This is a genomic window from Ferrovibrio sp. (assembly GCF_041906005.1).
Lineage (GTDB): Bacteria > Pseudomonadota > Alphaproteobacteria > Ferrovibrionales > Ferrovibrionaceae > Ferrovibrio.
Genome location: NZ_JAYRJY010000001.1, coordinates 623,222 through 635,281, shown reverse-complemented (window position 1 = coordinate 635,281; position 12,060 = coordinate 623,222). Strand labels below are relative to the sequence as shown.

Sequence of the window (12,060 nt, the reverse complement as noted above, 5' to 3'; positions counted from 1 at the left end):
GTTGAAGCAGGTTGATCTTCCGGATCAGTGCAACGGTCAATTCGGTCGCGGCAGATCGAACAGCAGGATTTCGGCGCCATCGGCGGCAGTGATTTCCAGCTTGCCCTCGCCGACCAGCGCGACGCCGGCCCGGGTCGTGACTTCCTGGTTGTTCACCGTCACCTTGCCATCGGCCACCACCAGATAGCCCATGCGGTTTTCCGGCATGTCGAAGCTGGCCGTGGCGCCCTTGTCGATCAGGGCGCCGTACAGCGTGGCGTCCTGATGGATCAGCAGCGTGCCCGGATTGGCATCCAGCACCGGCTGTTCGCCCGAGGCCAGCGGCACCAGGCGGTTGGCGCGGTCGCCCTTGGGGAACTGGGCCTGATCCCAGCGCGGCTTCAGCCGGGCCTGGCGCGGCTCGATCCAGATCTGGAACAGATGCGTCAGCTCATCCTCGGCATTCCATTCCGAATGCATGATGCCGGTGCCGGCCGACATCACCTGCACGTCGCCGGCCGGTGTGCGCCCCTTGTTCCCGAGCGAGTCCTCGTGGCTGATGGCGCCCTTGCGGACATAGGTGATGATTTCCATGTCGCGGTGGCCATGCATCGGGAAACCCGATTGCGGCTGGATCTCGTCGTCGTTCCACACGCGCAGGGGACCAAAACCGTAGCCCATCGGCGCGGCAACGCCCGAGAAGTTGAAATGGAACCGACTGTTCAGCCAATCGATCTGCATGCGACCGAGGCGGTCGAAGGGAATGACATGGATCACGGTATCCTCCATCGGATGCGACGGCCCGCAGGCCGTCGCCCCGGAGATGATTGTTACGCTTTCAGCTTGGCGGCAATAGCCGTCACGTGTTTGCCCTGGAAGCGGGCGGTCTTGAGTTCCACTTCGGTCGGCTGGCGGCTGCCATCCGGACCGGCGATGGTGCCGGCGCCCAGCGGCGATCCGCCCTTCACCGCATTGACATCCATGGTCTCGGGGATGGCGTAGGGCAGGCCAACGATCACCATGCCATGGTGCAGCAGGGTGGTGTGGAAGCTGCTGGCGGTGGTTTCATTGCCGCCGCCGGTACCGGTCGAGACGAACACGCTGCCGACCTTGCCGACCAGGGCGCCTTTCACCCACAAACCGCCGGTCTGGTCGAGGAAGGTGCGCATCTGGCCGCTCATGTTGCCAAAGCGGGTGCCGGTGCCGAAGATGATGGCGTCATAGTCGGCCAGCTCGGCCGGATTGGCGATGGGAGCGGCCTGGTCCCATTTGCCGCCAGCCTTCTTGAAGGCTTCTTCCGGCATGGTTTCCGGTACGCGCTTGATCGTCACCTGGGCGCCAGCCACTTCACGGGCGCCGGCCGCGATGGCCTCGGCCATCTTTTCGATATGGCCGTACATGGAGTGGTAAAGCACGAGAACCTTGGTCATGGTCGCCTCCTTGGCGGTGGGGTGGTGTGGTCTCGCTAGGACATTTATGCATGGACCAGAAAGAAACAATCTGATATTTGGAATATTATTGTTTCCATTTAGAAACAAATGTGAGGCATGGACCATTTAGCCGATTTGGCCGTGTTTGCCCGGGTGGTGGAAGCTGGCGGTTTCAGTGCGGCGGCCGATTCCCTGCGCCTGTCGAAATCCGCCGTGTCGAAACAGATCGCCCGGCTGGAGCAACGGCTGGGCGCCCAGTTGCTCCAGCGTACCACCCGGCGGCTGTCGCTCACCGAAACCGGGCGCATCGTGCTGGAGCATGCCCAGCGCGTGTTGATCGAGGCCGAGGCCGCCGAGGCCGCTGTGCAGAACCTGCAGGCCATGCCGCGTGGCCTGTTGCGGGTGAATCTGCCGATGAGCTTCGGGCTGGCCTATGTCTCACCGCTGCTGCCCGAGTTGCTGGCCCTGTATCCGGAACTGCGCGTCGACCTCACTTTCAACGACCGCCTGGTCGACCTGATGGAGGAAGAGGTCGATGTGGCGATCCGTATCGGACATCTGGCCGATTCCAGCCTGACCGCGCGGCGGCTGGCACCGGTGCGGCCGATCACCTGCGCCGCCGAATCGTATCTGCGCAAGGCCGGCGTGCCGCTGAAGCCCGATGACCTGCGCCAGCATGAATGCCTGCTCTACAAATACCTGCCTGAACCGGACGTGTGGCGCTACGAGGGGCCGGGTGGACCCTGGGCGGTGAAAGTCGGCGGCCGGCTGGTGGCCAACAACGGCGACGTGCTGCGCGCCGCCGCCGTGGCGGGCCATGGCATCGTGCGCTCGCCCAGCTTCATCGCCGGCCCTGATATTGCCGCCGGCCGGCTGGTGCCGCTGCTGGAGGCGTACGAGCCGGCGCCGCTGGGCATCCATGCCGTTTATCCCGCCCAGCGTTTCCTGACGCCCAAGGTGCGCGCCTTCATTGATTTCCTGGCCGAACGTTTCGCGCCCCATCCGCCCTGGGAGTGTGTCCTGATAGACACAGCCGGACAGGGCGGTGGCCGGCCTGCATGAAGCCCGTTTACGACCCCGTCCGGCTATGCTATCGAACGGGCGCGACAAGAGGACGCAGTCTCATGACCCGCCAGTGGCGACATCGACGAGCTCGTACCGGCGCACCGGCCCAGCGACGACAGATGCAAATGCATCTGCAATCGCGAAAGCGGTGCGCGGCGGCCGTTTGCGCCTACTGAAGCGGGATCATCGTCTCTCAAGACTCCGACCGATATCAGCTTCACCGATGAGCGCGAACCGCCGGCCGAACGGACGGAAGGCTCAGGCCACCCGTCCGCCTGTGGTCTCCGAACTTGTTGCCGGAAGCAAGCTGATGTTCCCTATTCTGCCCGAGCGGCCGACTGACGCCGCCCAGATCGATACCCTGCTCGACCTCACCTTTGGTTCCGAGCGGACCAAGAAGACCGTCTATCGGCTGCGCGAGAATGTCGCGCATCTCAAGCCGCTGGCCTTCGTCGTGCGCGACGAGGATGGCGTCGTGCTCGGCTCGATCCGCTACTGGCCGGTCGCCATCGGCGAACAGGCATCGCCGGCCATCATGCTGGGGCCCGTCGCCGTGCATCCCGACTATCAGGGCCAGGGGATCGGTCGCGCGCTGATCCGCCACAGCCTCTATGCCGCCACAAGGCTGGGCCACCGGCTCTGCATCCTGGTCGGCGACAAGCCCTATTACGAACCCTTCGGCTTCGTGAATGCGGCCGATCGTGGCATGGAAATGCCGGGCTGGGTCGAGCGCGAGCGGTTCCAGGTGATGGAACTGGCCGCCGGCGCGCTGAAGGATGTATCGGGCATGGTGGGCAAGCCGCCGCGCGGCAAGCGCAAGGCGGCGTGACTTGGCCCGCGCCGTTGTCGCCTGCGATGACTGCGCCGTCCTGCTGCTCGACAGCATCACCGAAATTCGCCCCGAGGATGCCGGCCAGATCGTGGTGGCGGGCAGCCATGGCGGTGGCAGCGCCGTGCGCTATGCGCTGGCAGTTCCGCTGCTGGGCTGTTTCTTCAACGACGCCGGCATCGGCAAGGACCATGCCGGCATCAGCGGCCTGTCACTGCTGGCCTGCCCGACGCTGGCCTACAGCCATGCCAGCGCGCGGATCGGCGATGCGGCCGATGGCTGGCAGAACGGGATCGTCACGGCTTTGAACGGAGACGCGCAAGCCGCGGGGCTGAAAACGGGAATGACGGTGCAGGCGGCGGCCCGCCTGCTGCTGAGGCGCGGCTAGCGGCTCTCGCGCCGCCACATCAGCATCAGCGCACCGAGCAGCACGGCCAGCAGTGCCAGGGGCAGGACCAGTGGCGTGATGCTCAGGCCGGTCACCACATAATCATTCTGGCGATACAGCCCCATCCAGTTGCGGCCGCCGGCCTCGCGGGCGGCGGTGCGGGTCGGTTTATCCATCATGCGGATGTCGGGCATGCCGTCGCGCAGCCAGCGCAGGCTGCCATTGCTGGCATCGGCCAGGGGTTTGAGCAATGCCGGCGTGGCACGTGGATCGGCGAATTCGCGCGGATTGATTGCACCCATGGTGGCCACGGTTTCCCTCTCGCCATCGCGGATGCGGTAGATGCCGGGCTGTTCGACGCTCAGCGCGTTGCTGGCTAGCCCGTTGCCGCGTTCATCCAGCATCAGCCTGGTTTCGCTGCCGTCGGGATGGGTGATTGTCACCGGCTCCCGGCTTTCCTTCAGGCTGCGGCGCTCCACCTCAATGCGGTTGCCACGTGCCTCGGCGCGCAGGGCTTCTTCCTCCAGGTCGGGTTCCTTCATCAGCCAATGCGCCAGCCGGCGCAACAATTCACCCTGCGGCCCGCCATTTTCGAAGCCGCGTGACCACAGCCAGACATGATCGGAATAGAACTGCGCCACGCGGCCTTTTTCGATGCGGTCCAGCACCAGTAACGGCTCGCGGTTTGGTGTCTCGAGCAGATTGTTGCCGCGCAGGACATCCACATTGATCACCCGGAACCAGCGGCTCCAGCTTGGATTGCCGCTTTCGCCCACCGATCCCGGCAGGCCGGCCGTGACGGGATGGCGGCGGCCCAGATCGCTCAGCCGCGCCTGAAACGGTTCGGTGCGCACGGTGCCGGTGGGGCGGCCGGGGAAGATATCGGCCAGCGGCGTGCGATACAGGCTCAAAGGCGTGGCATAGGCCGGGCCAGATACTTCGAGGAAGGCGCCGCCGCGCGCCACGTAATTGGCGATATTCTCGAAATACGAGGTCGGCAGGATGCCGCGCCGCCGATAGCGGTCAAAGATGATCAGGTCGAACTCGCTCAGCTTGAGTTCGAACAATTCACGGATCGGAAAGGCGATCAGCGACAGCTCGCGGATCGGCGTGCCGTCCTGCTTGTCGGGCGGCCTGAGAATCGTGAAATGCACCAGGTCGACATTGGGGTCGGCTTTCAAAAGGTTGCGCCAGACGCGTTCGCCGGCATGGGCCTCGCCAGTAACCAGCAGCACGCGCAGGCGGTCGCGCACGCCATTGACCGACAGCGCGACCCGGTTGTTCAGAGGCGTCAGCTCGGCCGGCACCGGCAGGACCTCGAATTCCAGCAGGCTGCGTCCGGCGCGCGGCAGCTTGAACGGCACCGTGATGTCGCGCCCGACCGGCACCGACAGGCTCCGTTCGCCGACGTCCTGCTGGCGGAAGCGCAGTTCGGCCATCTCGCCGGGGGCTGCGGCGGTATCGTCCACACGCAGGGTGACCTCGAGGTCCTGGTTCACCATGCCGAAAGTGGGGGCATTCTTCACCACCAGCCGGCGGTCGCGTTCATCCGGCCGACCGGTCAACAGCACATGTACCGGCGCGCCGGTCACGTCCTGGGCCGCGGCAATGTCGGGCAGGTCATGCACCTGGCCATCGGTGACCAGGATGCTGCCGGCCAGACGATGGCGCGGCAGATCGCTCAAGGCCAGGGTCAGGGCCGAGAACAGGCGCGTGCCTTCGTCGCGGTCGGCATTCTCGGCCGCCGGCTTGCCGCCGCGGACATAGCGCACTTCCAGATTCTCGATGGCGCCCAGCTTCTCGCGCAGGGCCGCTTCGGCCTGTTCGGCCTGCTGGCGGCGATCGGCGATGCCCTGGCTGGCGCTTTCGTCGATCACCACCACGGCTATGTCGGGCAGGGTAGAGCGTTCCTCGCGCCGGGCGACGGGGTTGGCCAATGCGCCGAGCACCAGCAGGGCCACCAGGCTGCGCAGCAGCGTGCCGCGTGCGCCACGCCACAGGCCAAAGCCGGTGAGCAGCAGTGCCAGCACCGCGCAGGCCGCCAGCAGCGGCCAGGGCACAAGCGGGACGAAGTCGAAGGTGAAGGCGCTGGTCATCAGTTGCCCAGCCGCTCGAGCAGGGCTGGCACATGCACCTGATCTGCCTTGTAGTTGCCGGTGAGCGTGTACATCAGCAGGTTGATGCCGAAGCGATAGGCGAATTCTCGCTGCCGCGGATTGTTCGGCACGGTGACGGCCAGCGGCCGGCCATTGGCGTCCATCGCCCAGGCGGCGGCGTAATCGTGGCTGCCGATCACGATGGAGGTGACGCCATCCTTGTCGCCGCCGGGATTCCGTTCCACCCATAATGTGCCGCCACTATAACGGCCGGGGAAATCCTGCATCAGATAGAACGCCTTGGTCAGCACATGATCGTCCGGCACCGGCATCAGCGGCGGGATATCAAGCTTGGCCAGCAATTGGCGCAGCTTTTCGGTATTCGGGCTGGCTGCCGTTCCGCTCAGGCCCATGGCCTGGTCGCGGGTATCGAACAGGATCAAGCCGCCGGTTTTCATGAACTGGTCCAGCCGGCGCAGGGCGGCGTCGGAAAGCTGCGGCTGGGCCGGACTGATCGGCCAGTAGAGGAACGGCAGCAGCGAGATGTCGTCGGCTTCCAGATTGACGCCAAGCGGTTCGGCGGCCTCGATCGAGGTGCGGCGATACATCACCTCGGTCAGGCCATACAGGCCGGCACGGCTCATCTGGTCGATATCGGCCTGGCCGGTGACCACATAGGCCAGGCGCAGGTCGAGGGAAGCCTTCAAGGCAAATTCGTCGCTGGCCGAAAGTGTGCCACGGCGTGGCTGGGCTTGGGCCCCGGCAGCGAGCAGTATTGCCAACAGCAGAGCGGCAGCGGTCGCCGGCCGGCGCAGGCGCGGCAACAGGCCGCGCAAGGCCAGGCCGATCAGCCAGTCGGCCAGGAACAGCAGCAGGGCGGCCGTGAGCAGCCAGGACAACAGGCGGGTTTCGCGGCTGGTCTGGTCGAGATTCAGCAGCGTTGCATCGGCAGGCCAGCGATCAATGGCGCGCAATAGGGTATCGGCATTCACGGCGTTGAGCGCCTGGCGGCTGTCGAGGCGGCCATACCAGCCCGGCGGATGACGCGGGCTGGGTTGCGTTGACGCCAGTGCACGGGCGGGCAGGGGCTTAACGGCCGGAGCAGGTTCCACCGAACGACCGAAACCGTCCAGCATGGTCAGCGGCGGCAACGGCAGATCGGCGGTTTCACCGCTGCCGGCGACACCCTGCGACAGGTCGATCACCTTGCGCAGCATATCGACATAGAAACCGCTCAGCGCCAGATCCGACCACAGCGTATTGGCCGAGGTATGTACCAGGATCACCCAGCCCTTGCCGCGCTGGGCGGCGGTCACCAGCGGCGTGCCGTCTTCCAGTCGCAGCCAGGTTTTCTCCCCCAGTTGCGGTTCGGGTTCGGCCAGTACCTGGCGGCTGACGCTCACCTCGCTGGCGCCGCCCAGGCCATAGAAGGGGCTGGTTTCCGGCATTGGGCCCAGGCGCTGCGGCTGCGACCACGACAGCGCGCCGCCCAGTTGCCGTGCGCCCTGGCGTAGCCGCACCGGCAGCAGGTTATCGGTGGCTTCCGCCATGCGCGGCCCGGCAAAACGCAGCAGCACGCCGCCGCGTTCGATCCAGTCCTCCAACTGGCGACCTTCGCCACCGACCAGTTGCGCCACGTCGGCCATGACGATCACCGCAATCTCGCGTTGCAGCAGCTCGGAGACCGGGGCGTTGCGCAGTTCGGCGTAAGGGGTGAGCGCGCGTTCCAGATAGAACAGGTCGCTCAGCAGCGGCTGGCGCGTTTCCACCGCGCCGCCGGACACCAGGCCGACCGGTCGCCGGCGCCAGCGGTCGTCCAGCAGTTGCACCGTGCCGGCGGCCGGCTGCTCCTCGATTTCCAGTCGCGAAAGCTGGTTGCGCAATTCGCTTGGCAGGTCGAGTTTCAGCGTTGCCGTTTCAGCGCCGGGTGCGAAGGATATGGTTTCGCGCGACAGGATGCGGCCCTGATCGGTTGCCGCGCGCAGGGTCACGCTGCGCGTGCCATTCGCTCCAGCCGGCCGACGCAGGGTGACGGTATCGCCCTGCGCGCTTGTCGTTGGCGGCAGCAGGGTAAGCGAAAGATCCTCGCGTCCGGTGTCGATCACGCTGAGCGGACCCAGCCGCAGCAGCCATTCCGCCAGCGCATAGGCGGCTTCACCCGATTCATCATCGCGCAGGCCATCGCTCAACCAGATGATTTCGGCCGCCTCGGGCAGGCGGGCCTGATTGAGCACCTGAACGGTGGCGGCGCGGTCGCTGGGCCAGGCTTTTGGCTGCAGGGCGGCAACAACGGGCCGCAATTCGCCAGCCGGCATCAATTGGCCGGGCTGGATCGTTTCGCCGCTGGCAGGGGCGGCCGTGGTCAGCAGCAGCGCGGCGCGGCCGTCGCGCTGGGCGCTTTCCAGGATTGCATCAGCGCGGGTCAGGCGTTCACGCCAGCGCGGCGTGGCGGTCCAGCCATCGTCGATCACCAGCAGCAGGGGGCGATCGGTGTTCTGGCTGGTTTGCGGATTCAGAACCGGTTCAGCCAGGGCAAGGATCACCAGGGCTGCGATCAGGAGGCGCAGCAGCAGCAGCCAGAGCGGCGTGTGGGCCGGCGTCTCTTCCTTTGGACGCAGCAGCAACAGCAGTCGCAATGGTGGAAAGGTCACCTGTTTGGGAGTGGGGGGGGTGATGCGCAACAGCCACCACAGCACAGGCAGGCTGAGTAGCGCGATCAGCGCCAGCGGCGTTGCAAAGGCAAGGCTGCCGAGCGCCAGCATGCTCAGCGCCCTCCGGCGGGGCCGAGGGCCCGTTCGCCCTGCATGGCCTGATACAGAGCCAGAAGGGCAGTCTGCGGCGCCTTGTCGGTACGATGTTTCAGGTGACGCCAGCCGAGCCGGCGACAGACCTCGGCCAGTTCATGCTGGTGCGCGGCAAAACTGCTGCGCCATTCCTCGGCCAGCGACTCGGCGCGGGGCGCCAGCATGGGGCTTTCGCCTTCCAGCCCGAGAAAGCGCGTCCGGCCGCTGTAAGGGAAATCCTCCTCGGCCGGATCGACCAGCCGCAGCAAGGTGCCGCGCACGCCCATATCGGCAATGGCGCGCAGGCGGATCGCGATCTCGGGCACCGGATAGAGGAAGTCGCCGATCAGCACCACATGGGCATACCGCGGCAGGGGTTGCACCGGCGGCAGGCTGGCCTCGGCGGTTTCGAAACGCGATCGGATCAGGCGTTCGGCGATGCGTTCCAGCACCAGCCGACCAGCGGAGGGACGCTGGGGGTGGCCAAGCAGGGCGACGCGTTCGCCACCGCGCAGCAGCAGGCTGGCCAAAGCCAGCAGCAGCAGGTCGCCGCGCTCGTCCTTCTGCTCCATGCCCTGTGCTGATTTCCAGCGCATGGATGGTGAAGGGTCGCGCCACAGCCACACGCTTTCGGCGGCTTCCCATTCGTTTTCGCGGATGAAGGCGTGACTGCGTTTCGCGGTCTGGCGCCAGTCGATGCGGGTGATGGCGTCGCCGGGGCTGTAACGGCGGAACTGCCAGAAGGCATCGCCGGGACCCACGCGGCGTCGGCCATGGACACCCTGTTCGACGGTGGCGGCGACCCGTTCGGCAGCAACCAGCAGGGGCGGCAGGAATGCGGCAAAGTGTTCGGCGCGCTGGCGCCGGGCATTCGCTTGTGCTGCCCCGGCCGCTGCCGTCTGGTTCATCGCAGCGGTTCGGTCAGTTTGGCGATGACGTCGGCGACGGTGACACCTTCAGCGCGGGCAGCGAAGGTCAGCGCCATGCGATGGCGCAGAATCGGCCCGGCCAGAGCCAGCACGTCCTCGATGGAGGGGGCCAGGCGTCCTTGCAGCAGGGCGCGGGCACGCACTGCTAGCATCAGGGCCTGGCTGGCGCGAGGACCGGGGCCCCAGGCCACCAGATCCTGCAGGCCCGGGATGTCGCTCTCCTGCGGCCGGCCGGCACGCACCAGATTGAGAATCGCCTCCACCACGCTTTCGCCGACCGGGATCCGTCGCACCAGCCGCTGCGCGGCCATCAGATCGGGCGCATTCAGTACGGTGGGGATGGCTTCCTCGGCGGCGCCGGTGGTGGCAAACAGCATGCGCCGCTCGGCTTCGCGGTCAGGGTAGCGCACGTCGATCTGCAGCAGGAAACGATCGAGCTGGGCTTCGGGCAGCGGATAGGTGCCTTCCTGTTCCAGCGGGTTCTGGGTTGCCAGCACATGGAAGGGGGCGGGCAGTTCATGGCGCTGGCCGGCCACCGAAACCTGGCGCTCCTGCATGGCCTGCAGCAAGGCGGACTGCGTGCGAGGGCTGGCGCGATTGATCTCATCGGCCATCAGCAACTGGCAGAAGACCGGGCCGGGCAGGAAACGGAAGGCGCGGCGGCCGGTTTCGCTTTCCTCCAGCACTTCCGAGCCGATGATATCGGCTGGCATCAGATCGGGGGTGAACTGGACCCGGCGCGCATCGAGTCCCAGGACCCGGGCCAGGGTTTCCACCAGCTTGGTCTTGGCCAGGCCCGGCACGCCGACCAGCAGGGCATGGCCGCCCGCCAGCAGGGTGATGAGCGTCTCCTCGACCACTTCGTCCTGTCCGAAGATCACCCGGCCGATCGCGTCGCGAGCGGTGGCGAGGCGGCCGCCGATCCGCTCGATCTCGGGAAGGATATGTTCGGCGGTATCGCTCAAATTGTGCATGGAAATGAGTATATAGTAGAAGCGAAACGAAAGCCCATATGTCTCATATGACAGTCCCCTCGGCCAAAACGCCCAGTCTCCAAGATGTGATCGCCCGGTTCGGCGGCGAGGCCAACCTGCGCAAAAAACCGCCGGTTCATTTGTGGAATCCGCCATTTTGCGGTGAAATCGACATGCGGATCGCCCGCAATGGCGACTGGTATTACATGGGGACGCCGATCGGCCGACCGGCCATGGTCCGGCTGTTTTCCAGCATCCTGCGGCGCGAGCCGGATGAAAGTTACGTATTGGTCACCCCGGCCGAGAAATGCCGCATCCGGGTCGACGATGCGCCATTCACGGCGGTCGAACTGACGGTGGTGGGCGATGGGGCAGGCGAGGGGGAGGAGCGATTGATCGCCTTCCGTACCAATGTGGATGACATCGTGCCGCTGGATGCCGAGCACCCCCTGCATGTGTCTGTGAACCCTGCCACCGGCGAGCCGTCGCCCTACATCCTGGTGCGCGACCGGCTGGAGGCGCTGATCGGGCGTTCAGTGTATTATGAACTGGTGAATATGGCCGAAGAAACGGAACTTGGCGGACGGCGAGTTTTTGCCGTGCGCAGCGCGGGGCGGTGGTTTCCATTGGGGGACGTGCCATGGGGAGACGCGGCATGAATGCCGAGCCCCGCCTGATTACCCAGGCCACGCCATTGTTGGAGGAGCTGCGCCAGCGGTTGCAGCCGGTGCCGGCCTTTGCCGATCTGCCGCGGGAATACCAGGCTGCGGCGAAAGGCGATTTCCAGCTCAATCCGGGATTCGCGCCGTTGCGGTCCGGGCCGCTGATGCCGGCGGCCGTGCTGGTCCCGGTGGTGTCCTACGACGACAGCGAAAGAGTCATCCTGACCAAACGTACGGCGCATTTAAGCAATCATGCCGGCCAGATCAGCTTTCCCGGCGGCCGGGTCGACCGTGACGATCCGGACGTGATCGCCACCGCCCTGCGCGAGACGGAGGAGGAAATCGGCCTCGATCGCAGCCATATCACCATCCTCGGCGCGCTTGATCCCTATGTCACCGGCACCGGATTTGTGGTTGTGCCCGTGGTCGGCCAGGTGCAGCCCGGCTTCAGCCTGAAACTGGCCCAGCATGAGGTGGCCGAGGTTTTTGAAGTGCCGCTGGGCTTCCTGATGGACCGGCGCAATCATCAGCGCCACAAGGGCGTATTCAACGGCGTGGAGCGGCAATGGTGGGCCATGCCCTATGGCGAGTATTACATCTGGGGCGCCACGGCAGGCATGCTGCGCAACCTGCATGAGTTGTTGCACGGCGCCGTCGCGGGAGATCTGGCATGAGCCGCTTCATCGTTCATCTGCTGCCGCTGCTGCTGCCCTTCCTGCTCTATGGCCTTTACATCTGGCATGTGAAGCGCAGCGGTAAGGATGGTCCGGAGGCCACGCCATGGTTTTGGCTGGCGGCCATCGGCCTGGGCCTGGTGATTGTCAGCTTCGTCGTTTGGGGTGCGTTTTTCGAAGATGGCACCGGCAGCTATATTCCGGCCCGACTCGAGGATGGCCGCATCGTACCCGGTCACATCGATAAATAG

The 12,060-nt window shown here is 65.8% G+C and carries 12 protein-coding genes; 6 read left to right on the top strand and 6 right to left on the bottom strand.

Annotated features, from left to right (window positions below):
* Window positions 1-36 precede the first annotated feature (36 nt).
* The gene (locus ACE3OO_RS03115; protein WP_374299607.1) at window positions 37-756 is read right to left on the bottom strand and encodes a pirin family protein; all 720 of its coding nucleotides are present in this window, start codon (window positions 754-756) and stop codon (window positions 37-39) included.
* 53 nt (window positions 757-809) lie between these two features.
* Entirely contained in the window at window positions 810-1,409 is a 600-nt protein-coding gene (wrbA, locus tag ACE3OO_RS03110; RefSeq protein ID WP_374299605.1) for an NAD(P)H:quinone oxidoreductase, read from the bottom strand.
* 117 nt (window positions 1,410-1,526) lie between these two features.
* Here wrbA and ACE3OO_RS03105 point away from each other — a divergent pair, with 117 nt between their 5' ends.
* From ACE3OO_RS03105 to ACE3OO_RS03095, 3 genes are all read left to right on the top strand, one after another.
* Window positions 1,527-2,471 (top strand): LysR family transcriptional regulator, encoded by a 945-nt coding sequence (locus ACE3OO_RS03105; protein WP_374299603.1) that lies wholly within the window; start codon window positions 1,527-1,529, stop codon window positions 2,469-2,471.
* A gap of 313 nt (window positions 2,472-2,784) precedes the next feature.
* Window positions 2,785-3,303 (top strand): GNAT family N-acetyltransferase, encoded by a 519-nt coding sequence (locus ACE3OO_RS03100; RefSeq protein WP_374299601.1) that lies wholly within the window; start codon window positions 2,785-2,787, stop codon window positions 3,301-3,303.
* Window position 3,304: 1 nt separating this feature from the next.
* Window positions 3,305-3,691, top strand: coding sequence for a hypothetical protein (locus ACE3OO_RS03095; protein WP_374299599.1), 387 nt, complete (start codon window positions 3,305-3,307; stop codon window positions 3,689-3,691).
* On the opposite strand, the gene ACE3OO_RS03090 is transcribed toward ACE3OO_RS03095, so the two are convergent.
* Genes ACE3OO_RS03090 through ACE3OO_RS03075 form a run of 4 tightly spaced genes read right to left on the bottom strand, consistent with a single transcriptional unit; the run spans window position 3,688 to window position 10,473 of the window.
* A complete protein-coding gene (locus ACE3OO_RS03090; RefSeq protein WP_374299597.1) occupies window positions 3,688-5,787 on the bottom strand; it encodes a hypothetical protein in 2,100 nt (699 codons plus the stop codon). The two genes, ACE3OO_RS03095 and ACE3OO_RS03090, sit on opposite strands and share 4 nt — an antisense overlap.
* Window positions 5,787-8,549: a DUF4159 domain-containing protein gene (locus ACE3OO_RS03085; protein ID WP_374299595.1), complete on the bottom strand. Its 2,763-nt coding sequence runs from the start codon at window positions 8,547-8,549 to the stop codon at window positions 5,787-5,789. The genes ACE3OO_RS03090 and ACE3OO_RS03085 overlap by 1 nt, the downstream gene beginning before the upstream one ends.
* Before the next feature lie 2 nt (window positions 8,550-8,551).
* On the bottom strand, window positions 8,552-9,478 hold the full coding sequence (locus ACE3OO_RS03080; protein WP_374299593.1) for a DUF58 domain-containing protein: 927 nt from the start codon (window positions 9,476-9,478) through the stop codon (window positions 8,552-8,554).
* Window positions 9,475-10,473 (bottom strand): AAA family ATPase, encoded by a 999-nt coding sequence (locus ACE3OO_RS03075; protein WP_374299591.1) that lies wholly within the window; start codon window positions 10,471-10,473, stop codon window positions 9,475-9,477. The genes ACE3OO_RS03080 and ACE3OO_RS03075 overlap by 4 nt, the downstream gene beginning before the upstream one ends.
* Window positions 10,474-10,559: 86 nt before the next feature.
* Between ACE3OO_RS03075 and ACE3OO_RS03070 the strand changes: the two genes are divergently transcribed.
* From ACE3OO_RS03070 to ACE3OO_RS03060, 3 genes are read left to right on the top strand one after another with little or no spacing between them, the layout of a single operon-like run.
* Window positions 10,560-11,132 (top strand): DUF1285 domain-containing protein, encoded by a 573-nt coding sequence (locus ACE3OO_RS03070; protein WP_374304656.1) that lies wholly within the window; start codon window positions 10,560-10,562, stop codon window positions 11,130-11,132.
* Complete coding sequence (locus ACE3OO_RS03065) at window positions 11,129-11,809, top strand: CoA pyrophosphatase (RefSeq protein ID WP_374299589.1); 681 nt, start codon at window positions 11,129-11,131, stop codon at window positions 11,807-11,809. The genes ACE3OO_RS03070 and ACE3OO_RS03065 overlap by 4 nt, the downstream gene beginning before the upstream one ends.
* Window positions 11,806-12,060: a DUF6111 family protein gene (locus ACE3OO_RS03060; RefSeq protein ID WP_374299587.1), complete on the top strand. Its 255-nt coding sequence runs from the start codon at window positions 11,806-11,808 to the stop codon at window positions 12,058-12,060. The genes ACE3OO_RS03065 and ACE3OO_RS03060 overlap by 4 nt, the downstream gene beginning before the upstream one ends.